Genomic DNA, 20,849 nt, shown 5'->3' on the forward strand with positions numbered 1-20,849 from the left:
CCGGGCACGACGACTGCGGGTGCTGACGCAAGCGCGGCTACGCCCTGAAGATCGTGAGTCCCAGTATCAGCAGGACGAGGAAGATCACGACAAAGACGTAGAACAGGAAGCGGGCGATATCGGCGGAGGCGGCCGAAATGTCGGTGAAGCCGAGCACGCCGGCCACGATCGAGACAAGCAGGAAGATCAACGCCCATTTCAGGATCGTCATGGCCAGCTCCGAAATTGCTGCCGCCCTTCGCGGCCCCTCAAGCCCTTTTCGCGGATGCTAACTGCGCTATGCGGAACTGGTTCCTAACCGCATCAGAGCCCGGGAAGGCTCTGACCCTTGCTGAATCAGGTTCCCGGCGGCACAGTCCCTCCGGGACAGAAGCGCTATCGGGGCGGCCATGATCACGGTGTCACATTCAGCGAGAATGGGCGCGGAGGCTCACGCCGCGCCAATGAGCAAGGCGCGCAATTTGTCGCTCGACCGCGCCCGCACCTTCCTGACGCTGGTGGTGCTGCTGCATCACGCCGTCATTCCCTACACCTATTTCGGCCACACCGATCCGACCTCCTGGATCGGCTTCGACATCATCGTGCTCGCCACCGACAGCTTCTTCATGGCGATGTTCTTCTTCCTGTCGGGACTGTTCACCTGGCCGGGCATCGAGCGGAAGGCGCCATCGGTGTTTCTGCGCGACCGCCTGTTGCGGCTGGGGCTGCCATTCGTGATCGCCGCCCTCACCGTCATCCCGCTCGCCTATTACGCGATCGCGCTGCGGCAGGAGCCCGAGCTGACCTTCGCCGCGTTCTGGTGGAAGACGGTGACATCAGGCCCGTGGCCCAGCGGCCCGGTCTGGTTCGTGTGGGTCCTGCTCGCCTTCGACCTGATCGCAAGCCTGCTCTACCGGGTCTCGGCGCATCTGGTCGATCCGGTCAATCGCGTCTCGCTGCGTGGGTTTGAACAGCCGGCCGCCTTCTGGCTGCTGCTCGCCGTCGTCAGCTTGGTCGCCTACGTTCCGGCGCTGGTCTATTACGGCGTCAACGAATGGTTCGAGTTCGGGCCGTTCTCGGTGCAGGCGAGCCGTGTCCTGCTCTACTTCGCCTATTTCTTCATCGGCGCCAGCGTCGGTGCCGCGAACCTCGATCACGGCATCCTCGGCGCCGAGGGCCAGCTGCCGAACAGCCGCTGGCAGTGGGTCATCATCACGCTGGTCCCCTACTGCCTGATGTGGGGCATGATCTACATCAAGCGCGAGATTCTCGGTAATCCCGATCCGCTGCCGCCCTGGTACGATGTGTTCTACGGCACGTTCTTCGTGCTGTTCTCGGCCTCGATCATGCTCGCGATCCTCGCCTTCTTCCTGCATTCGAAAGCGCCGGGGCCGAACCTGCTCGACCGCATGCAGGCCGATGCCTATGGCATGTTCCTGGTGCATTACCCGATCGCGCTGTGGATCCAGTACGCGCTGTACGACTACAGCCTGCCTGCGATCGTCAAGGCCGCGGTCGGCTTCGTGCTCACGGTGATCCTGAGCTGGGGTGTGACGGCGGGCTTGCGGAAGATTCCGGGGGCCTCGCACGTGCTGTAGGTAATTCGTAGCCCGGATGAGCGTAGCGACATCCGGGAAAACATGTCGACAAAGACCCGGATATCGCTTCGCTCATCCGGGCTACGGCTCCTCGCAATGACGGAGAATGTCGCGCCGTCTCAGGCCGCCTTGCCGCCCATATATTCCGGCAGCCAGCGTTCGAACGACTTGCGCAGCGTGTCGATCGCAACCGGCGCTTCGCCCGCGATCGCGATCGCATCGCCCCCGGTGGTGCCGATCCGCACGCACGGCACTTCGCAGCCACGCATCTTGGCGAGCACGCGGCCGGCTTCCGCTTCCGGCACGGTGACGAGATAGCGCGCCTGGTCCTCGCCGAACCAATAGGCCTGCGGCACCAGCGCGGTCGGCGCCGCGAGCAGTTTTGCGCCGATGCCGCCCGCCATCGCCATCTCGGCAAGCGCGATCAGGAGGCCGCCGTCGGAGAGGTCGTGCACGGCAGTCGCGGTGCCCGCATGGATCATGCCGCGCACGCAATCGCCGTTGCGCTTCTCGGAGGCGAGATCGACCGGCGGCGGCGCGCCCTCCTCGCGACCGCAGATGTCGCGCAGGTAGACCGACTGGCCGAGCCAGCCATGGGTCTCGCCGACCAACAGGATTGCCTCGCCCTCGGCCTTGAAGGCGAGCGAAGCTGACTTGGTGAAATCGTCGAGCAGGCCGACGCCGCCGATCGAGGGCGTCGGCAGGATCGCGCGGCCGTTGGTCTCGTTGTAGAGCGAGACGTTGCCGGAGACGACCGGGAAGTCGAGCGTGCGGCAGGCTTCCGAGATGCCCTTCAGGCAGCCGACGAACTGGCCCATGATCTCGGGCCGCTCAGGATTGCCGAAGTTGAGATTGTCGGTGATCGCGAGCGGCTTGCCGCCGACCGCGGTGATGTTGCGCCAGGCTTCCGCGACGGCCTGCTTGCCGCCCTCGAACGGGTCGGCCTCGCAATAGCGCGGCGTGACGTCGACGGTCAGCGCCAGGCCTTTCGGCCCGTCCTGCACGCGCACCACGGCGGCATCACCGCCGGGGCGCTGCATGGTGTTGCCGAGAATGACGTGGTCGTACTGCTCCCAGACCCAGCGCTTGGAGCACATGTCGGGCGTGCCGATCAGCTTCTCCAGCGCAGGCCCGAGGCCCATCGGCGCCGACACGTCGCGGGCGTGCACGACCGGCAGCGCGGCGGAGGGGACATGCGGGCGGTCATAGACCGGCGCCTCGTCGCCGAGCTCCTTGATCGGCAGATCGGCCATCACGTCGCCGCCATGCTTGACCACGAAACGCTTGCTCGGCGTGGTGTAGCCGACCACGGCGAAGTCGAGGCCCCACTTCTTGAAGATCGCCTCGGCTTCCTTTTCCTTCTCGGGCTTGAGTACCATGAGCATGCGCTCCTGGCTTTCCGAGAGCATCATCTCATAGGCGCTCATGCCGGTCTCGCGGGTCGGCACCGCATCGAGATCGAGGTCGACGCCGAGATCGCCCTTGGCGCCCATCTCCACCGCCGAGCAGGTCAGGCCCGCCGCGCCCATGTCCTGGATCGCGATGACGCAGCCCTTCTCCATGATCTCGAGGCAGGCTTCCAGCAGCAGCTTCTCGGCGAAGGGATCGCCGACCTGCACGGTCGGCCGCTTCTCCTCGGACTTGTCGTCGAATTCGGCCGAGGCCATCGAGGCGCCGTGGATGCCGTCGCGGCCGGTCTTGGAGCCCAGATAGACGATCGGCATGTTCACGCCGGAGGCGGCCGCATAGAAGATCTTGTCGGCATCGGCGAGGCCGACGGCCATTGCGTTGACGAGGATGTTGCCGTCATAGCGGGTGTGGAAGCGCACCTGGCCGCCGACGGTCGGCACGCCGAAGGAATTGCCGTAGCCGCCGACGCCGGCCACCACGCCGGAGACGAGGTGCCGGGTCTTGGCATGCTCGGGCGCGCCGAAGCTGAGCGCATTGAGGCAGGCGATCGGCCGCGCGCCCATCGTGAACACATCGCGCAAAATGCCGCCGACGCCGGTGGTCGCGCCCTGATAGGGCTCGATGTAGCTCGGGTGGTTGTGGCTCTCCATCTTGAAGACGACGGCCTGGCCGTCGCCGATGTCGATCACGCCGGCGTTCTCGCCGGGCCCCTGGATCACCCAGGGCGCCTTGGTCGGCAAGCCGCGCAAATGGATGCGCGAGGACTTGTACGAGCAATGCTCGTTCCACATCGCCGAGAAGATGCCGAGCTCGGTGAAGGTCGGCTCCCGCCCGATCAGCTTCAGGATGCGCTCATATTCGTCGGGCTTGAGCCCGTGGGCGGCAACCAGTTCGGGGGTGATCTTGGGTTCATTCTTCATGGATTCGGGGCTTTCGGCGGCGGTTTGGCCGTTCTTAGGAACATCGGACGGCTTCGAAAAGTCCTTTATGGCGCATTTTCCCGCTGTCCCACGTTTTGCGCCGGGGGCCCCGCGGGAACGGGAATTGCACGGCACGGACGGATCGGATTTAAGGGCTCAAGACCCGCAATTGAAGGCCTGATTTCCTTTGCACGAATTGACCAAAGCACCCCCGCCCCGCCGCCCCGACCTCCACGTCGCCACCGAGGGCGAATTTGTGGGCTGGCGGACCTGGATTCGCGACAGTTTCGAGTCCCATGTCGGCCCGTTCTGGCACCGGATCGAGGCGGACGGCAGCGTCCGCAGCGCCTTCCGGGTCGAGAAGAAGCACCTCAACGGCTCCGGGAACGTCCATGGCGGCTGCTACATGGCCTTTGCCGACTACTCCCTGTTTGCGATCGCCACCCATGTCCTGGACAGCCGGGCGGTGACGACCAACTTCGCCTGCGAATTCCTCGACGCGGCACGCGAGGGCGAGCTGATCGAATGCACCGGCGAGGTCACCCGCGCCGGCGGCTCGCTGATCTTCCTGCGCGGCAAGATGACGTCCGCCGAGCGCGTGCTGCTCACCTTTTCCGGCACGATCAAGCGGATGAAGCGGAAGGCGCTCCCTCAGCCAAACGCATAGCTCGGCGGCTTCCCTTTTCGCGCGCCCTCGCCCAGACTTCCCGGCAAGCGCGTTCGCGCCGGGGAGCAAGCAAAAGGTGCCGCAGAGCACATCGGAGGCGGGTCGCGCGGCGGCATCCGCATCGACGCCGTTGCCGTCCGTGGCCGCCACCGGCGCGCGCAGCTGGCGCGACTACGCGCTGCTGCTGGCACTAGCCTGCTGCTGGAGCTCGACCTATCCGCTGGCGAAGCTGGCGCTGGATACAATCCCGCCCATCACCTTCATCTCGGCGCGCTCGCTGATCGCGGCCGCCTTCCTGTTCGCGATCCTGTGGATGCGCGGCGTCAGGATCCCGACCGACGCGAAAGCCTGGAAGCTGTTCGCGACCCAGCAGTTGATCAACTCGACCTTCCCGTTCCTGATCATCACCTGGTCGCAGCAATATGTGCCGGCCTCGAACACGGTGGTGCTGGCCTCGACGACGCCGATCTTCGCCTTCCTGATCACCTCGCTGATCACGCGGCACGAGCCGGCGACGCTGCTCAAGCTCGCCGGCGCGGTTTTGGGGCTTGCCGGCACCGTCGCGATCGTCGGGCTCGATGCCCTGCATGGCCTTGGCAGCGAGATCGTGGCGGAGATCGCGATCCTTCTTGCCACGATCTCCTTTGCCTGCGCGACCATCTTCGGCCTCCGCCTCTCCGAGTACGACCCGATGGTGGTGGCCGCCGGCTCGCTGCTGTTCGGCGGCCTTGTGCTGCTGCCGCCCTCGCTGCTCATCGACCAGCCCTGGACGCTGCACCCGACGCCGACGGCGATTGTCGCCACCATCGTCATGGGCATCATCTCCAGCGCATTGGGCCTGATGCTGTTCTACGTCTGCCTCGGCCGGCTCGGCACGCTGACGACCAACGCGCAAGGCTATTTGCGCATCCCGATCGGCGTCGGCCTCTCCGTGCTGCTGCTCGGCGAGAGCGTGCCGTCGAACCTGGCGCTGGGCCTGCTGCTGGTCATGGCCGGCGTTGCGGCCATGACGGTGCCGGCGGAGAAGCTGAAGCTGAGGTAGCGCGAGACGCTACTATTTACCGTCGTCGGCCAGCATCTTCCGATATTTTTCGACGTCGCGCGTCACGAGCTTCTGCAGCACTTCGGGCGCGTGCTCGTCGGAATCGGGCGTAACGGTCGAGAGGTCGGCGAAGCGCTTCTTCACGGCGTCGGTTTCCACAGCCGTGCGTGCAGCGGCATTCAGCTTGGCGATGATTGCCGGCGGCGTGCCCTTGGGCGCGAACAGGCCGTTCCAGCCCTGTGCCTCGAATTCGGGCAGGCCCGCTTCGGCAGAGGTCGGCAGATCCGGCAGCGTGGCGAGCCGCACGGTCGAGCCGACCACCAGACCCTTCACCAATTTCTCGTTGATCGACTGCGAGACGGAAGCCGCCGCATCGCAGACGCCGTCGATCTGGCTGCCGACGGCATCGGTCAGCGCAGGCGCGGCGCCGCGATAGCCGACCAGCGTCACGTCGATCCCGGCGGCGGTCACGAAGCTCTTGCAGATCAGATAGTTCGAGGAGCCGACGCCGGCATGGCCGAGATTGATCTTACCCGGATTGGCCTTGGCGTAGGCGATGAACTCCTTGAGGTCCTTCGCCGGAAAATCCTTGCGGACCGCGATGATGCCGAACGTCTTCGCCACCATGGCGATCGGCACGAAGGATTCAGGCGTGAACGGCAGCTTTGGATAGATCGTGTAGGTCGCGGCGTTGGTCCCGGCATTGCCGATCGCAACGGTGTAACCGTCGGGCTCGGCGCGGGAGGCGCGCGCCAGCGCGGTCGAACCGCCCGCACCGGCAACGTTTTCGATCACGATGGTCTGGCCGAGGGCGATGCCCATCTGCTCGGCGACCGTGCGCGCGATCACGTCCGAGGTGCCCCCAGCCGCGAACGGCACGATCATGGTGATCGGACGTTTCGGGAAATCCTGTGTCCATGCGGCGGTCGACGAAATGCTCGCGAGCACAATAACGGCGGCCGACAGCCGCTTCAGCACGAACGAAATCACGCAGCCTTTTCCAGGTGCTGGACCAGGCCGGCGAACAGGCCGCGGCCGTCGGTGCAGCCCATGATGTCTTCGACGTGGTTTTCCGGATGCGGCATCATGCCGAGCACGTTGCCCTTGTCGTTGACGATGCCGGCGATGGAGTGCGCCGCGCCGTTGATGTTGTGGGCCTCGTCGACCACACCTTCAGGCGAACAATAACGATAGAGCACCCGCCCCTCGCCTTCGAGCCGCTTGATGGTCTCTTCGTCCGCCTCGTAATTGCCTTCGCCATGGGCGACCGGCACGCGGATCACCTGCCCGGCATTGTAGCCACGGGTGAACGGCGTGTCGGAACGCTCGACGCGCAGATGCACGTCATGGCAGATGAATTTCAGCCGCGCGTTGCGCATCAACACGCCCGGCAGCAGGCCGGATTCACAGAGGATCTGAAAACCGTTGCAGACGCCGAGCACGAGCCCGCCGTTGGCGGCATAGTCGCGCACCGCATCCATCACCGGGGCCCGCGCCGCAATCGCACCACAGCGCAGATAGTCACCGTAGGAAAATCCGCCCGGCACCACCACGAGATCAGTGCCCGCCGGCAGCGACGTCTCGGCGTGCCACACCATCGCGGGCTCGCTGCCCGAGATCAGCCTCAACGCACGCGCCATGTCGCGCTCGCGGTTGATTCCGGGAAAGACGAGGATGGCGGCTTTCATGACAGAGGTTCCGACGGTGGGCGGGAATCGGGGCTGGCCGAAGGGCCAATTCGTGAAGAGACATAACCATTTGACGGGGATTTTACCAGTGCTAGCCTCGGTCGAGCGCCTTGTACACAGGCGATAGTCGCATGCCGATCGGCCAGTCGCTTTGCCCGGGATTGAAGCCATGAACGTCCCGTCGCTGCCCACATCCCCCTCCGAGCCGGTGTCCACCGAGGGCGTCGTCGCCGCCGGCGCCTATGTCGACGGCCGGCGCGTCGCCAATATCGCCATCAGCGAGGCCTCGAGCTGGCGGGCCAAGCCCGGCCACGTGGTCTGGATCGGCCTGCACGAGCCGGACATGACGCTGCTCGGCGCCGTACAGAAGCAGTTCGACCTGCACGAGCTCGCGATCGAGGACGCCAATCACGCCCATCAGCGGCCCAAGATCGAGCAATATGGCGAGGCCCTGTTCATCGTGGCGCGCACCGCGCAATTGATCGAGGGCCGGATCGCTTTTGGCGAGACGCACATCTTCGTGGGCGAGGGCTATCTGGTCTCGGTGCGCCACGGGGCTTCGACGTCCTACACACCGGTGCGCGAACGCTGCGAGAGCTGCCCGCGGGCGCTCGCCCGCGGCGAGGACTACATCCTCTACGCCATCCTCGATTTCATCGTCGACAATTACTCGCCCGTGCTCGAGAGCATCCACGAGGAGGTCGAGGGCATCGAGGACGACGTGCTCTCCAAGCCCCTCAGCAAGGCGCAGATCGAGCGGCTCTACATGCTGCGCCGCGACCTGCTGCGGCTCAGGACCGCGATTGGCCCGCTGGTGGAGGTCTGCCGCCGTCTGGAGCATGACGAGCTGTCGATGGTGCGGCAGGCCATGCAGCCGCTGTTTCGCGACGTCACCGACCACGTCAGGAACATCCAGGAGCGCATCGATTCCATGCGCGAGGTGCTGGCCTTCGCCTTCGAGGCCAGCCTCCTGGTCGGCCAGGCCCAGGAGACGGCGGTGTCCAAGAAGCTCGCCTCGTGGCTTGCGATCATCGCGATCCCGACCGCGCTCGCCGGCATCTACGGCATGAACTTCAAGCACATGCCGGAGCTGGAATGGGAGTACGGCTACTACATGCTGCTCGGCGTGATGCTGACGGCATGCGGCTCCCTCTACTGGCGTTTTCGCAGCGTCGGGTGGCTGTGAGCCATCCTGCTCACCCGAGCAGCTCCACCCGATAATTCTCGATCACGGTGTTCGCCAGCAGCTTGTCGGCGGCTTCCTTCAGCGCGGCTTCGGCCTTGGCCTTGTCGGCAGCGGCGAGCTCGATGTCGAACACCTTGCCCTGGCGGACGCTGGCGACACCGTCGACGCCGAGCGACTTCAGCGCGCCTTCGATGGCCTTGCCTTGCGGATCGAGGATGCCCGTCTTCAAGGTAACGGTGACACGTGCCTTCACGTCAAAATCCTCTCTCAGCTCTTCACCAGCACCGGGCCGGAGCCCTGCGGACGCTCGTTCTCCATGAGGATGCCGAGACGCTTTGCGACCTCGGTATAGGCCTCGAGCAGGCCGCCGAGATCCCTGCGGAAACGATCCTTGTCGAGCTTCTCGTTCGACTTGATGTCCCACAGACGGCAGCTATCCGGCGAAATCTCGTCAGCGACGATGATGCGCATCATCTCGTTCTCGAACAGGCGCCCGCACTCCATCTTGAAGTCGACGAGGCGGATGCCGATCCCGAGGAAGAGGCCGGTGAGGAAATCGTTGACGCGGATGGCGAGCGCCATGATGTCGTCGATCTCCTGCGGCGTCGCCCAGCCGAAGGCGGTGATGTGCTCTTCCGACACCATGGGGTCGTTGAGCTGGTCGTTCTTGTAGTAGAATTCGATGATCGAACGGGGCAGCTGCGTGCCCTCCTCGATGCCCAGGCGCTGCGACAGCGAGCCGGCGGCGACGTTCCGCACCACCACCTCGAGCGGCACGATCTCGACCTCGCGAATCAGCTGCTCGCGCATGTTGAGCCGGCGGATGAAATGGGTCGGCACCCCGATGTCGTTGAGGTGCTGAAACAGGTACTCCGAGATCCGGTTGTTGAGGACACCCTTGCCCTCGATCACCTGATGCTTTTTCGCATTGAACGCGGTGGCATCGTCCTTGAAGTGCTGGATCAGGGTACCGGGCTCCGGACCTTCGTAAAGAACCTTTGCCTTGCCTTCATAAATGCGACGCCGACGGCTCATGGGGATGTACCGTGTTTTGTTGAAATCCATGAATTTGGTGTGCTCCGGTTGACTAGGATTACGACCCACAGCGGAGCTGCCGTGAACGGCTGGGAACCCATCTATAAACCCTTGGAAACAGAACGGGAACCAAGCCTTCAGGCAACCTATCCGATTGGCTGTCCCAGCACAATCGATCCGGCCGTCCGGCGCCAACTTATACCATCTTGCCTGCGGCTTAACGGCCCGTTGTTTTGCCGATTCGTGCTATCTATGTAGGCATGCAGCCGGGTCGCCGCAACGGAAGGCTCCCGCGCCATTCAGCAGGGGATTTGGAACAAGGCATGAGCGAGTTCGACAAGCGCCAAGAAGGTTTCGAGAAGAAGTTCGCCCTCGACGAGGAGCAGAAGTTCAAGGCGGAGGCCCGCCGCAACCGGCTGCTCGGCCTGTGGGCGGCGGAAAAGCTCGGCATCACCGGTGATGCCGCCACCGCCTATGCCAAGGAGGTGGTCGCGTCGGATTTCGAGGAGGCCGGCGATGCCGACGTCCTGCGCAAGATCACGGCCGATTTCGCCGCCAAGAACGTCGCGGTCACCGAGCAGGCGATTCGCGCCAAGATGAGCGAACTGCTCGCGGTGGCGGCCACCGAGGTGAAGGCGGGGAAGTAATCGCTTCAGCCCACACGCCGGCGCGCAATGCCCTTGCGCGCCGGCGATTTCTTTGTGGGCGTAGTCGAGACATCCAGCCCGGCATAGTTGCGGCGGATGGTCTCGAGCAGGCGCTCTGCGGCAGCGCTCAGAAAGCCGCCGCGACGCGTGACAAGGACGATGTCCTGGTCCGCGGCAAGATCGCCTACGGCGATCGTCGCGATCGAGGCCGCACGCAACTCCTCCGCCACGTGGCTTCGCGCCAATAGCGCGAGGCCAAAGCCCGACTCCACGAGCCGCTTCTGCGCGGTGAGGCTGTCCACGGCCGTCCACTCCACGTCGCCGAGCCCCTGCGTGAGAAACAGCGCGAACACGTGAGCCGCGGCGATCTCGCGACGCCCGCGCGTCTCCGGGAAGGCGATCCAGCGTTCGCCGTGAAGCTCGGCGAGGCGCTTCACGCGCCGTCCGGCCAGCGGATGATCGGGCGCACAGACGACCTGCAGCGCCTCGCGCAGCACCAGCTCGCAGGCGAGATCGCCGGAGCGGTCGGTGTTGTAGCGCAGGCCGATCGTGGCCTCGCCGCGCCGGATGAGATCGCTGACCTCGATACTGGTCGCCGTCCGCAAGGTCAGCGCGACGGACGGATTCTCTTTGGCAAACCGCTTCATGATGGTCGACAGGCGGCCGTCGGCAAGCGTGCCGGTCACGGCCAGCGAAACCGGCCCCGAATTCTGCTTGGTCAACGCGCGTATCGCCTGCTCGGCGTCCTGCGCCGCGGCAACCGCGCGCTCGGCGTAAGGGATCAGCACGCGCCCGGCATCGCTGAGCCGCGTGCGGCCTGCCACCCGCTCGAACAGCGGCACGCCGAGCTCCTGCTCCAGCAAGGAAATACGGCGCGAGATCGCCGGCTGCGAGCGATGCAGGAATTTCGCGGCATTCGAGATCCCACCCCTGCGATGAATGGTCAGAAAGGTGTTGAGGGCGTCGCTGTCCATCCCGAGGCTCATGCAAAAAGCTGATGATCCCGGAAAGAATAACAAATTTGGCGGATGGCGAGAATGCTCCTAAGGCTGCCTGGACCGACAGCAGGGAGATCAGCCATGACGAGCCAGTTGGACAAGGCAACGGCGTTTCGCGCCCTGCACGAGCGACCCGGGGCCTTCATCATTCCCAATCCGTGGGATGCCGGTACGGCCAAGCTGCTCGCGGCGATGGGCTTCGAGGCCCTGGCGACCACGAGCCTCGGGGTGGCCAACATGCTCGGCAGCAGGGGCGTCAGTCTCGATGTCATCCTCGCCAACGCGCGCGCAATCGTCGAAGCCACCGACCTGCCGGTCAGCGTGGACCTCGAGAATTGCGGCGCAGACGAGCCGAAGCGCGCCGCCGAAGCGATGCAGCGGGCCGCCGAGGCTGGCGCGGTCGGCGGCTCGATCGAGGATTTCAGCGGCGACCGCGATCGCCCCATCTACGACTTTTCCCATGCCGTCGAGCGCGTCCAGGCCGCGGTGGAAGTGGCGCGTGCGCTGCCAATTCCGTTCACGCTGACGGCGCGGGCCGAGAATTTCCTGCACGGCCGCAAGGACGTCGACGACACGATCCGCCGCCTGCAGGCCTTCCAGGCCGCGGGCGCCGATGTCCTGTATGCGCCCGGCCTGTACGATATCGCCACGATCCGGACGGTCGTCTCCTCGCTCGGCAAGCCCTTCAACCACGTGATGGGCTTTGCCGATCCGACGCTGACGGTTGCGCAATTGTCCGCCGCCGGCGTCAGGCGCATCAGCGTCGGCGGGGCAATGTCGCGCTACGCGCTCGCCGCGTTCATGACCTGCGCGCGCGAGATGAAGGACAAGGGATCCTTCACCTATGTCCGCGAGATGGCCGCGGTCGGCGAGTTGCGCGCCGCCTTCGCCGCGGTCAGCCCTCCTTGAAACCGTATTCCGGCACGTTGCCGCTGGCGCCGTAATATTTGTACGGCAGGAACTTGCCGCTCATGGTGATCTTGACGCGGTCGCCCTTCGGGTTGGCGACGCGTTCGATTCCCATGTCGAAGTCGATTGCCGACATGATGCCGTCGCCGAACTCCTCCTCGATCAGTGCCTTCCAGGCCGGGCCGTTCACCATCACCATCTCGTAGAAGCGGTAGATCAGCGGATCGGTCGGCGGCATCGGCGTGCCGGTGCCGCGCATCGGCACCTCGTTGAGCATCGCAACTTCGGCCTTCGATAGGCCGAAGAACTCGCCGGCATTGGCGGCCTGCGGCTTCGTCAATTTCATCTGGCCGAGGATCGCGCCGACGATCAGCACTTCGGAATAGCCGCCGATCTGCTCGCAGATGTGCTTCCAGCTCCAGCCTTTCTCGCGCTTGATGTCGAGCAGCTTTTCGGTGAGGTCTTCGCGTTTCATCAGGGGTCTCCGTGTCAGGCGGTCAGTCCGGGACTGGTCCCGGGGGTCCAGGTCTGGCGTGGCTCCTCGCCGTTCGAGGCGATCGTCAATCCGGGCTTGCCGATGTGCACCATCGGCACGTTGCGTGGATCGTGATCGGGTGTCTCGGCGGCAAAGGTCTTGCTGCGCGTCACCAGGAAATCGATGATGTGGTTGCGCAAGGCGTAGTAGAGCGGATGGCGGTGCAGATCGGTGCGGCCGCGATCCCGCGGCAGCGGGTTCTCGACCACCTCGGCCAGCACCGCGCCGGGACCGTTGGTCATCAGGAAAATCTTGTCGGCGAGATAGATCGCCTCGTCGACGTCATGGGTGATCATGAACGCGGTCTGCCCGGTCTCCAGGCAGATGCGCCGGACCTCGTCCTGGAGCGTGCCGCGCGTCAGCGCGTCCAGCGCCGAGAACGGCTCGTCCATCAGCATCATCTTCGGCGTGATCGACAGCGCCCGCGCGATGCCGACGCGCTGCTTCATGCCGCCCGACAGTTCCGAAGGGCGCTTGTGCTCGGAGCCGGTGAGACCAACGAGATCGATGAAGGTCTGCGCATGCGCCCTCACCTTGGCACGATCCCAGCTCCGCCATTTCGAGCTGACGGCATAGGCGACGTTGCCGAGCACGGTGCGCCAGGGCAGCAGCGCGTGGCTCTGGAAGATCACGGCGCGGTCCAGGCTGGTGCCTGAAATCGCCTGACCGTCGACGATGACGGCGCCCTCGCTCGGCGCATCGAGGCCGGCGAGGATGTTGAGCACGGTGGTCTTGCCGCAGCCGGAATGGCCGATCACGCAACAGAACTCGCCGCGCGCCATCGAAAGCCACAGGTTTTCGAACACGGTCGTCGTGGCGCCGCCCGCACCGGGATAACGCTTAGCGATGCCTTCGATGGAGACGAATTTGTCGGTCACTTGCCCTACTCCGGAAACGTGACCATGCGCGTGAAGCGCGCGAGGATCTGGTCGAGCAGCATGCCGACGACCCCGATCAGCAGGATCGCGATGATGACGTTGGTGATCGACAAATTATTCCACTCGTTCCAGACGAAATAGCCGATGCCGGTGCCGCCGACGAGCATCTCGGCGGCGACGATCACGAGCCAGGCGATGCCGATCGAGATGCGCATGCCGGTCAGGATCGTCGGCGCCGCCGCCGGCAGGATCACCGTGAAGGCGCGCCTGACGGTCCCGACCTCCAGCGTCCGCGCGACGTTGATCCATTCCTTGCGCACGCTCGCAACCCCGAAGACGGTGTTGAGCAGCATCGGCCAGATCGAGCAGATGAAGATGACGAAGATCGCCGAGACCGAGGAGTCCTTGATGGTGTAGAGCGCGAGCGGCATCCAGGCCAGCGGCGAGATCGGCTTCAGCACCTGGATGAAGGGATCGAGCGCCTTGCTGAGCAGCGGCGACATGCCGATCAGGAAGCCGAGCGGAATCGCGACCAGCACCGCCAGCAGATAGCCGGTGCCGACCCGCGCGATCGAATAGCCGAGCTGGATTCCGAGCCCCTTGTCGTTCGGCCCGTTGTCGTAGAACGGCCGCTTCAGATGGTCCCAGAGCTTGGCCCCGACATCGAGTGGTCCGGGCATTGCCGATTTGCCCTGCGTCGCGGTCAGGCCCATGAGCTTGGCGTATTCGGGGCTCATCGTGGCGACCGGCGCGGTGGAGCGCGTGGCCAGATGCCAGATGCCGAGGAACGCGGCGAGCAGCACGATGGAGACGAGGCCGGCACGTAGGCGGAGGGAGGTGCTCATTTTGCAAGCCCTCGCGGTATGGGTCCCGGCGTTCGCCGGGACGACGATGGCGAGAGTGGCGTGCTCACGACGCCTTCCTGATCTTGAAGCTCGCCACATAGTCTTCCGGCTTGGCCGGATCGAAATTCTTGCCCATCACCGCGAAGGACTTGTACGCGCTTGCAGGCGGCGACAGCCCCATCTCGGTCATCAGCTTCTTGGTGTCGGTGGCGAGGTACACCTGCTCGGCGATCGCCTTGTAGTCGACCTCGCCCTTGATCTGGCCCCAGCGCTTCATCTGCGTCAGCATCCAGACCGCGAAGGACTGCCAGGGGAACGGATCGAAATCGACCCGCTTGGGATCGGTCTTCACCCCACCGAGGCCGTCGGCATAGGTGCCGGTCAGGACCTGCTCCAGCACCGTGACTGGCGCGTTGATGTAGTTCGCCGGCGCGATCGCCTCCGCGATCTGCTTGCGGTTCTCCGCCTTCGACGCATAGGCGGTGGCATCGACGATGGCCCGCGTCAGCGCCGCAAAGCTGTTCGGCGCCGTCGTGATGAACTCGCGGCTGGCGGCGAAGCTGCAGCAGGGATGGCCGTCCCAGATCTCCTTGGACAACAGGTGCATGAAGCCGACGCCGTCATAGATCGCGCGCTGGCAGATGTTGTCGGGCGCGAGGAAGCCGTCGATGTTGTCGGCGCGCAGGTTCGCGACCATTTCCGGCGGCGGCACCGAGCGCAGCTGCACGTCGGTATCAGGATCGATGCCGTGCTCGGCGAGATAATAGCGCAGCAGGTAATTGTGCATAGAATAGTCGAAGGGAATGGCGAATTTCAGGCCCTTCCAGTCCTTCGGATCACGCTTGTCCTTGTGCTTGGTCGCGAGCACGATGCCCTGCCCGTTGATGTTCTCGATCGCAGGCACCGCGAACGGAATGGCATTGGCACCCAGGCCGAGCGAGATCGCGATCGGCATCGGCGCCAGCATGTGCGCGGCGTCGTATTCCTTGTTGATGGTCTTGTCGCGGATCACCGCCCAGCCGGCGGTCTTGACCACTTCGACATTGAGGCCGTGCTTGGCATAGAAGCCCATCGGCGCCGCCATGATGATCGGCGTGGCGCATGTGATCGGAATGAAGCCGACCTTGAGGTCCTTCTTCTCGGGCGCGCCGGTCGCGGCGAAGACCTCCGTCGCCGTCTTGAGCGGGAAGAATTGCGACAGCGCCGCGAGCGCGGTCGACGCACCGACCGATTTCAGGAAGGCGCGGCGCGCCACATCCTGCGGAAACATCGCGCGCATCACGGCAGAGGCGACGACGCCCTCGTAGCGCTTCTCCTCGCCCTCGACGGGCTCGCAACGCAGCGCCGAGGCTGCCTGGTCATGCTCTGCCGCGGATCGGTGCCGGCCACAGGCGCAGCCGGCCCGAAGGTTGCGGTCGGGATCAAACGGATTGTCGAACGTGGACATCGGCCCTCCTGCGCGTCGTTGCGAGGAAGAATTACGCAAGGAGCATGCCACGGCCTCCAGATCGGCCAGCGCCTTGGCGACGCAGCACTTTCGATCGAGCTTGGTCGCCACGAAAATTCGTGATAAACGAGATTTCGTAGTTCAATTACGAGATTTCGCAATGGCAACGACGCCAATGCCCGTCCACGACGATGTGGCTCCCTCCATCGATCCGCGCGTCGCAGCGTTCGAATCCTCGGTCGAGGCGACACTGCTAGTCGATCCCTTCAGCGACCAGATCGTCGATGCCAATCCTGCCGCCTGCGCCCTGCTCGGCTATGACCGCGCGCTGCTGCGGCAGACCAGACCCAGCACACTCCACGCCGGCGAGCTTCCGGCCCTCACCGTCTTCACCCAGGCCGTGCTGCACAAGGGCGCCTACTGGACCACGGCGCTCACTCCCCGCCACGCAACGGGGCAAGATCTCCAGCTCGAATATGCAGGCTGCGTGCTGCCGCATGACGGCCGCACGCTGCTGCTGCTCACGCTGACCGATCTCGACGCGCGCCGCCGGCGCAATGTCGATGCCGCCGCCGAGGATCACATGCGCAGCGGCATCTCGACCTGGCAGCGGGTCGAGCGCGTCTTTCAGGACATCGAGCGCGAGAACCAGCTGATCCTGCGCGCCGCCGGCGAAGGCATCTATGGCGTGAACGCGGAAGGAAAGACCACCTTCGTGAACCCGGCGGCGGAGCGGATGCTGGGCTGGACCGCCGAAGAGCTGGTCGGCAAGGAGATCCACCCGATCGTGCACCACACCCACCACGACGGCCGCCACTACCCCGATCACGACTGCCCGATCTATGCGGCGTTCCGTGACGGCGCCGTGCATCAGGTCGATGGCGAGGTGTTCTGGCGCAAGGACGGCTCGCCGGCCTGGGTCGAATACACCTCCACGCCCATCCGCGACCGCGGTGTCGTGGTCGGCGCGGTCGTCGTGTTTCGCGACGTCAGCCAGCGCCGCGAGGCCGACGAGAAGCTGCATGCGGCGCTTGCCGAAGTCGACCGTCTGCGCGAGCGGCTCGAACTGGAAAACGCCTATCTGCAGGAGGAGATCCGCATCGAGACCAATCCGCGCGGCATCATCGGTGGAAGCGAGGCGATCCAGAAGACGCTGCGCCAGGTCAAGCTGGTGGCGCCGACCGCGGCGGCCGTGATGATCACCGGCGAATCCGGCACCGGCAAGGAGCTGATCGCGCGCGCCATCCACGAGGACTCGACCCGCAGCGACCGGCCGCTGATCCGTGTCAACTGCGCCGCGATCCCGCGCGAATTGTTCGAGAGCGAGTTCTTCGGCCATGTGCGCGGTGCCTTCACCGGCGCAATGCGCGACCGCATCGGCCGCTTCGAACTGGCCGACGGCGGCACGCTGTTTCTCGACGAGGTCGGCGAAATTCCGATCGAGCTCCAGGGCAAGCTGCTGCGCGTGTTGCAGGAAGGCCATTTCGAGCGCGTGGGCGAGGCACGCACGCGCGCGGTCGACGTCCGCGTCATCGCCGCGACCAATCGCGACCTCAAGCAGGAAGTCCAGCGCGGCCGTTTCCGCGAGGACCTCTATTTCCGCCTCAACGTGTTCCCGATCGAGACCGTCCCCTTGCGCGAACGGCGCGAGGATATTCCGTTGCTCGCCCAGCACTTCCTGACGCGCGAGGGCAAGGCGCTGAAGTCGAACCTCCGTCTGTCCGAGGGCGATGCGCGGCGACTGACCCGCTACGACTGGCCCGGCAATGTCCGCGAATTGCAGAATGTGATCGAGCGCGCTGCGATCCTGTCCCAGAACGGCCGCCTGCGCATCGATCTGCCCGACGGCTCCGGCGCGCAGGTTCTGTCCGGCGCCGCTCGCCCGAAGGCCGATGCGCGCCCGGCGGTCATGACCTCATCCGAGATGCGCGACCACGAGCGCGCCAACATTCTCGCCGCACTCGATGCCTGCGCGGGAAAAGTCTTTGGTCCCGGTGGCGCGGCCGAAATGCTCGACGTCAAGCCGACCACCTTGGCCTCGCGGATCAAGGCGCTGGGAATTGCGCCCGTCCGTGGGTCTGCCTCAACGGCTAGAGCATGATGCGATCCGGTTCGATGCTGGCCACGGGCTCACTTCACCTCTCCCGCTTGCGGGGGAGGTCGGCGCGAAGCGCCGGGTGGGGGCTCTCTCCACACAGGGAATCCCGCTGAGGAAACACCCCCACCCCAGCCCTCCCCCGCAAGCGGGAGAGGGAGTGCACTTCCTTCGTGGCAACACGGTCTGATCTAGTCTGGCTGGATCGAACCGCGCACTCACGCCGCCTTGGTCGTGACATCAGCTGCAATCGGCAATCCCTGCTCGATCGGCAGCGACGGATCGCGCGACCATTCGTTCCAGGAGCCGAAATACATCCGCACGTCCTTCACGCCGGCATTCTTGAGCGCCAGGAACGTGTTCGAGGCGCGCGCGCCCTTAAAGCAGTAGAGGTAGACCGGCGTGGTCTGCGAGATGCCGACGGTGGCGCATTCGGCCAGGATCTCGTCCTTGGACTTGAAGCGCGGGCCCTCGGCGGTCGGCTTCATCATGCGGTACCATTCCAGCCACACGGCGCCGGGAATGCGGCCCTTGCGCGGGCAGAAATCCTTTCCATAGGGAGAAGAGCTGTCGCCGATCCACTCGTCGACGTCGCGCACGTCGAGGATCGCGATGCCGGGCTTGCCGACGGCGGCGAGCATGGTCTTCGCATCGATCAGGATGTCGCCCGCTTCAGGCACGATCGGGAACGAGGCCTTCACCGGGGTCGGAACGTCCTTGGTCACCGGCAAGCCCGCGGCAGCCCAGGCATCGAAGCCGCCGTGAAGCACCTTCACCTTGGGATAACCGAGCATGGTGAGCAGATAATAGCCGCGGCAGGACTGGCCGAAGCCGGAATTCATCGACTGCTCGTAGACCACGGCTGTTTCCTTGCCGGAGAGGCCGGCCGCGCCGAAGGCGTCGGCGAATTTGCTCTTCAGCTCGCTGATGCCCTCGGGCGTCGAGGTCGCAAGGAACGTGAAGATGTCGTGCACGTTCACGGCATTGGGCAGGTGCCCGGCGCCGTAGGCGTCGGGATTGCGGGTGTCGATCACGACACACGGTTCGGTCTTCAAGAGATCGGCAAGTTCGCTGGCAGAGATCAGAACGTCCGTCATTTGGCAGCCTCTCCGTTGAGGTTAGGTGGTCTTCGGGGTGGACTCGTGAAGCTCAGGTGTCGGCGAGCATCTTGCGCAGCTGCTTGGTGGCAGGCGTGACGATCGCGACGAAATAGGCCTCGCGCATGCGCCGCTGCGCGCGGTGGCTCTTCAGGTAGCCGCGCGCGCCACAATGCAGCATCGCCGCATGCGCCGCCGCGACGCTGGCCTCGCCGGCGCGAAGCCGTAGCGCGATCACCTTGCGCCAGTAGGTCTCCTCTTCGTTGTAGGGATCGCGCGCCAGCGCCATGGTCTCGGCCTCGAGCTCGGCGGCGAGATCGCGGAAGTGCACCGGCTGCTGCGGCAGATATCGGTTGATATGGCCGAGGGGGCTGCCGACCTCGTCCATGATGTTGATGCAATCCTTGATGAGGCCGAGCGCCATGCCGGCCTGGAGCAGGATAAAGCCGGCGCGGATCTTCTTGACGAAGGGCCCGGCCGGATCGGCCAGGATCAGCTCGTCCGGCACGAACACGTCGCGGAACTGCACTCCGTAGGTGCCGGTGCCGTCCATGGCGAGGAACGGCTTGCACGGCGTCAGCGTGATCGCAGGGTCCGAGCAGTCGGCCAGGAACATCACCGTGGCGGGCTCGCCACTTGCGATGCCGGGCTCGCCACTTGCGGTGCCCTGATCATCCTCACGCTCGAAGATGGTGCCGAAATAATGGTCGGGACCGAGATTGGAGACCCAGGGCAGCGCGCCGCGCACGATATAGCCGCCCTCGACCTTGCGCCCCTTCAGCTTCAATTTCTCGATGCCGAAGAAGCTCTTCATGGGGTTGGAGAGCCCGGTGCCGCCGAGCACGCGCCCGGTCGAGAAGGCATCGCCGAAGCGTTTGGCGAGCTTCAGGTTGGTCGAGTTCGCCGCATACCAGACCAGGGTGTCCTGGCACCAGGCCATGAAGGCCGTGGCCCCGCAGACTTCCCCGATCGCGGCCATCGCCTGGATGGCACAGCGCAGATCGGCGGGGCCGTCGTGAGGCACGTGACTGCCCCACGCCCCAACCGCACCGAACTTGCGCAGCACCTCGGCCGGATAGACCGTACCGTCGTCGATGCCGGCGGCGAGCGGCGCGAGCTGCTCGCGCGCGATCCGCGCTACCTCGCCCGCAATGGACGGTGCGGGCTGATCGATAACTTCGGCCCGCGATAAAGCCAGTGAACCCATGATCGTCTCCCGCACCTTGTCCTGATTGCCGTCTGCTAGATGCTGACCTCGAGATTGACCGGCCGGGTGAAGGTGTTGGCGACCGGCGACCATTTCTTCACATGGGCAACCAGCGCATTGATCTCGTCCTGTGAGATGCCCTCGCATTCCATGTCGACCTTGACGCGGACATCGGTGAATCCGACCGGCTTGTCGGAGGTGTCGCCCGTGCCCCAGACCGCCGTGATGTTGAGATCGCCTTCGAGCTCCAGCTCGAGCTTGTTGACGATCCAGCCGCGATGCACGGCATTGGCGTGCAGGCCGACCGCAAGGCAGGAGCCGAGCGCGGCGAGCGAGGCTTCGGACGGATTGGGCGCGGTGTCGTCACCCAGCAGCCCCGGCGGCTCGTCGACGATGTAGGGCTGCAGGTTGCGGATGTAGTTGGCGTGGCGGAATTTACCTTCCGCGACCGTCTTGCACTTCAAGGTCTTGATGACCTTCGGATTCGCCTTGCCGTTGGCGATCAGCTGCTCGAGCCCATTCTTGTCGATGGGCGCGAGGCACCCCGTCAGCACTGTCTTTTGAACGACGGCAGTCATCAGTCTTCTCCCTGGCAGAAGTGGAAATCGGTAGGATACCGAACGGTCTGTTTCCTTGCATGGAGCGTGCCAGAAGCGGCCAAAAGCG

General features: G+C 65.0%; 21 protein-coding genes. 7 read left to right on the forward strand and 14 right to left on the reverse strand.

Annotated features, from left to right (window positions below):
* Positions 1-37: 37 nt before the first annotated feature.
* Entirely contained in the window at positions 38-211 is a 174-nt protein-coding gene (locus ABIA42_RS19685) for a DUF1328 domain-containing protein (protein WP_061883064.1), read from the reverse strand.
* A gap of 178 nt (positions 212-389) precedes the next feature.
* Here ABIA42_RS19685 and ABIA42_RS19690 point away from each other — a divergent pair, with 178 nt between their 5' ends.
* Complete coding sequence (locus ABIA42_RS19690; protein ID WP_271532979.1) at positions 390-1,577, forward strand: acyltransferase; 1,188 nt, start codon at positions 390-392, stop codon at positions 1,575-1,577.
* 119 nt (positions 1,578-1,696) lie between these two features.
* Here the strand turns inward: ABIA42_RS19690 and purL are convergent, their stop codons facing one another.
* Positions 1,697-3,907 carry a phosphoribosylformylglycinamidine synthase subunit PurL gene (gene purL, locus ABIA42_RS19695; protein ID WP_271532981.1) on the reverse strand — a complete coding sequence of 737 codons (2,211 nt, stop codon included), beginning with the start codon at positions 3,905-3,907 and terminating at the stop codon, positions 1,697-1,699.
* A 187-nt stretch (positions 3,908-4,094) separates the two neighbouring features.
* Between purL and ABIA42_RS19700 the strand changes: the two genes are divergently transcribed.
* Both ABIA42_RS19700 and ABIA42_RS19705 read left to right on the forward strand, forming a co-directional pair.
* Complete coding sequence (locus tag ABIA42_RS19700) at positions 4,095-4,574, forward strand: PaaI family thioesterase (RefSeq protein ID WP_370122150.1); 480 nt, start codon at positions 4,095-4,097, stop codon at positions 4,572-4,574.
* Positions 4,575-4,650: 76 nt separating this feature from the next.
* A complete protein-coding gene (locus ABIA42_RS19705; RefSeq protein WP_271532985.1) occupies positions 4,651-5,616 on the forward strand; it encodes a DMT family transporter in 966 nt (321 codons plus the stop codon).
* Positions 5,617-5,628: 12 nt separating this feature from the next.
* Here ABIA42_RS19705 and ABIA42_RS19710 read toward each other — a convergent pair whose 3' ends face one another.
* A complete protein-coding gene (locus tag ABIA42_RS19710) occupies positions 5,629-6,606 on the reverse strand; it encodes a tripartite tricarboxylate transporter substrate binding protein BugD (protein ID WP_370122147.1) in 978 nt (325 codons plus the stop codon).
* Entirely contained in the window at positions 6,603-7,304 is a 702-nt protein-coding gene (purQ, locus tag ABIA42_RS19715) for a phosphoribosylformylglycinamidine synthase subunit PurQ (RefSeq protein ID WP_197967337.1), read from the reverse strand. Before purQ ends, ABIA42_RS19710 begins: the two co-directional genes overlap by 4 nt.
* 169 nt (positions 7,305-7,473) lie before the next feature.
* On the opposite strand from purQ, the gene ABIA42_RS19720 reads away from it, so the two are divergent.
* Positions 7,474-8,490 carry a magnesium and cobalt transport protein CorA gene (locus ABIA42_RS19720; RefSeq protein ID WP_271532992.1) on the forward strand — a complete coding sequence of 339 codons (1,017 nt, stop codon included), beginning with the start codon at positions 7,474-7,476 and terminating at the stop codon, positions 8,488-8,490.
* Positions 8,491-8,500: 10 nt separating this feature from the next.
* On the opposite strand, the gene purS is transcribed toward ABIA42_RS19720, so the two are convergent.
* Both purS and purC read right to left on the reverse strand, forming a co-directional pair.
* Positions 8,501-8,743, reverse strand: coding sequence for a phosphoribosylformylglycinamidine synthase subunit PurS (gene purS / locus ABIA42_RS19725; RefSeq protein WP_100176665.1), 243 nt, complete (start codon positions 8,741-8,743; stop codon positions 8,501-8,503).
* A gap of 14 nt (positions 8,744-8,757) precedes the next feature.
* Positions 8,758-9,525, reverse strand: a complete 768-nt coding sequence (purC, locus tag ABIA42_RS19730; RefSeq protein WP_173015815.1) for a phosphoribosylaminoimidazolesuccinocarboxamide synthase — start codon at positions 9,523-9,525, stop codon at positions 8,758-8,760.
* A gap of 323 nt (positions 9,526-9,848) precedes the next feature.
* Between purC and ABIA42_RS19735 the strand changes: the two genes are divergently transcribed.
* Positions 9,849-10,172, forward strand: coding sequence for a DUF1476 domain-containing protein (locus ABIA42_RS19735; RefSeq protein WP_271532996.1), 324 nt, complete (start codon positions 9,849-9,851; stop codon positions 10,170-10,172).
* A 5-nt stretch (positions 10,173-10,177) separates the two neighbouring features.
* On the opposite strand, the gene ABIA42_RS19740 is transcribed toward ABIA42_RS19735, so the two are convergent.
* Positions 10,178-11,146: a LysR family transcriptional regulator gene (locus ABIA42_RS19740; protein WP_370122141.1), complete on the reverse strand. Its 969-nt coding sequence runs from the start codon at positions 11,144-11,146 to the stop codon at positions 10,178-10,180.
* A gap of 105 nt (positions 11,147-11,251) precedes the next feature.
* Between ABIA42_RS19740 and ABIA42_RS19745 the strand changes: the two genes are divergently transcribed.
* Positions 11,252-12,079, forward strand: a complete 828-nt coding sequence (locus tag ABIA42_RS19745; RefSeq protein WP_370122138.1) for an oxaloacetate decarboxylase — start codon at positions 11,252-11,254, stop codon at positions 12,077-12,079.
* Here ABIA42_RS19745 and cynS read toward each other — a convergent pair.
* From cynS to ABIA42_RS19765, 4 genes are all read right to left on the reverse strand, one after another.
* Positions 12,066-12,554, reverse strand: coding sequence for a cyanase (cynS, locus tag ABIA42_RS19750; protein WP_370122135.1), 489 nt, complete (start codon positions 12,552-12,554; stop codon positions 12,066-12,068). The two genes, ABIA42_RS19745 and cynS, sit on opposite strands and share 14 nt — an antisense overlap.
* A 14-nt stretch (positions 12,555-12,568) precedes the next feature.
* On the reverse strand, positions 12,569-13,492 hold the full coding sequence (locus tag ABIA42_RS19755) for an ABC transporter ATP-binding protein (protein ID WP_239625000.1): 924 nt from the start codon (positions 13,490-13,492) through the stop codon (positions 12,569-12,571).
* A 5-nt stretch (positions 13,493-13,497) separates the two neighbouring features.
* Positions 13,498-14,337, reverse strand: coding sequence for a nitrate ABC transporter permease (gene ntrB / locus ABIA42_RS19760; protein ID WP_271533005.1), 840 nt, complete (start codon positions 14,335-14,337; stop codon positions 13,498-13,500).
* A gap of 64 nt (positions 14,338-14,401) precedes the next feature.
* Complete coding sequence (locus tag ABIA42_RS19765) at positions 14,402-15,784, reverse strand: CmpA/NrtA family ABC transporter substrate-binding protein (RefSeq protein ID WP_370122130.1); 1,383 nt, start codon at positions 15,782-15,784, stop codon at positions 14,402-14,404.
* A gap of 160 nt (positions 15,785-15,944) precedes the next feature.
* Between ABIA42_RS19765 and ABIA42_RS19770 the strand changes: the two genes are divergently transcribed.
* Positions 15,945-17,885 (forward strand): sigma 54-interacting transcriptional regulator, encoded by a 1,941-nt coding sequence (locus tag ABIA42_RS19770; RefSeq protein ID WP_271533009.1) that lies wholly within the window; start codon positions 15,945-15,947, stop codon positions 17,883-17,885.
* Between the two features lie 212 nt (positions 17,886-18,097).
* Here the strand turns inward: ABIA42_RS19770 and ABIA42_RS19775 are convergent, their stop codons facing one another.
* The 3 genes from ABIA42_RS19775 to ABIA42_RS19785 are packed head-to-tail and all read right to left on the reverse strand — an operon-like array spanning position 18,098 to position 20,761.
* Positions 18,098-18,976, reverse strand: coding sequence for a sulfurtransferase (locus ABIA42_RS19775; protein ID WP_271533010.1), 879 nt, complete (start codon positions 18,974-18,976; stop codon positions 18,098-18,100).
* A gap of 52 nt (positions 18,977-19,028) precedes the next feature.
* A complete protein-coding gene (locus tag ABIA42_RS19780) occupies positions 19,029-20,183 on the reverse strand; it encodes an acyl-CoA dehydrogenase family protein (protein ID WP_370122125.1) in 1,155 nt (384 codons plus the stop codon).
* Positions 20,184-20,218: 35 nt separating this feature from the next.
* Entirely contained in the window at positions 20,219-20,761 is a 543-nt protein-coding gene (locus ABIA42_RS19785; RefSeq protein ID WP_271533014.1) for an OsmC family protein, read from the reverse strand.
* Positions 20,762-20,849: the final 88 nt, after the last annotated feature.

It is taken from the genome of Bradyrhizobium sp. USDA 327, from assembly GCF_041262065.1.
GTDB classification, from domain to species: Bacteria; Pseudomonadota; Alphaproteobacteria; order Rhizobiales; family Xanthobacteraceae; genus Bradyrhizobium; species Bradyrhizobium liaoningense.

Bases quoted from the DNA above. Each gene is read 5' to 3' on its own strand.
- ABIA42_RS19685 (WP_061883064.1), bottom strand. From the start codon at position 211: ATGACGATCCTGAAATGGGCGTTGATCTTCCTGCTTGTCTCGATCGTG.
- ABIA42_RS19690 (WP_271532979.1), top strand. From the start codon at position 390: ATGATCACGGTGTCACATTCAGCGAGAATGGGCGCGGAGGCTCACGCC.
- purL (WP_271532981.1), bottom strand. From the start codon at position 3,907: ATGAAGAATGAACCCAAGATCACCCCCGAACTGGTTGCCGCCCACGGG.
- purQ (WP_197967337.1), bottom strand. From the start codon at position 7,304: ATGAAAGCCGCCATCCTCGTCTTTCCCGGAATCAACCGCGAGCGCGAC.
- ABIA42_RS19720 (WP_271532992.1), top strand. From the start codon at position 7,474: ATGAACGTCCCGTCGCTGCCCACATCCCCCTCCGAGCCGGTGTCCACC.
- purC (WP_173015815.1), bottom strand. From the start codon at position 9,525: ATGAGCCGTCGGCGTCGCATTTATGAAGGCAAGGCAAAGGTTCTTTAC.
- ABIA42_RS19735 (WP_271532996.1), top strand. From the start codon at position 9,849: ATGAGCGAGTTCGACAAGCGCCAAGAAGGTTTCGAGAAGAAGTTCGCC.
- ABIA42_RS19740 (WP_370122141.1), bottom strand. From the start codon at position 11,146: ATGGACAGCGACGCCCTCAACACCTTTCTGACCATTCATCGCAGGGGT.
- ABIA42_RS19745 (WP_370122138.1), top strand. From the start codon at position 11,252: ATGACGAGCCAGTTGGACAAGGCAACGGCGTTTCGCGCCCTGCACGAG.
- cynS (WP_370122135.1), bottom strand. From the start codon at position 12,554: ATGAAACGCGAAGACCTCACCGAAAAGCTGCTCGACATCAAGCGCGAG.
- ntrB (WP_271533005.1), bottom strand. From the start codon at position 14,337: ATGAGCACCTCCCTCCGCCTACGTGCCGGCCTCGTCTCCATCGTGCTG.
- ABIA42_RS19765 (WP_370122130.1), bottom strand. From the start codon at position 15,784: ATGTCCACGTTCGACAATCCGTTTGATCCCGACCGCAACCTTCGGGCC.
- ABIA42_RS19770 (WP_271533009.1), top strand. From the start codon at position 15,945: ATGGCAACGACGCCAATGCCCGTCCACGACGATGTGGCTCCCTCCATC.
- ABIA42_RS19775 (WP_271533010.1), bottom strand. From the start codon at position 18,976: ATGACGGACGTTCTGATCTCTGCCAGCGAACTTGCCGATCTCTTGAAG.
- ABIA42_RS19780 (WP_370122125.1), bottom strand. From the start codon at position 20,183: ATGGGTTCACTGGCTTTATCGCGGGCCGAAGTTATCGATCAGCCCGCA.
- ABIA42_RS19785 (WP_271533014.1), bottom strand. From the start codon at position 20,761: ATGACTGCCGTCGTTCAAAAGACAGTGCTGACGGGGTGCCTCGCGCCC.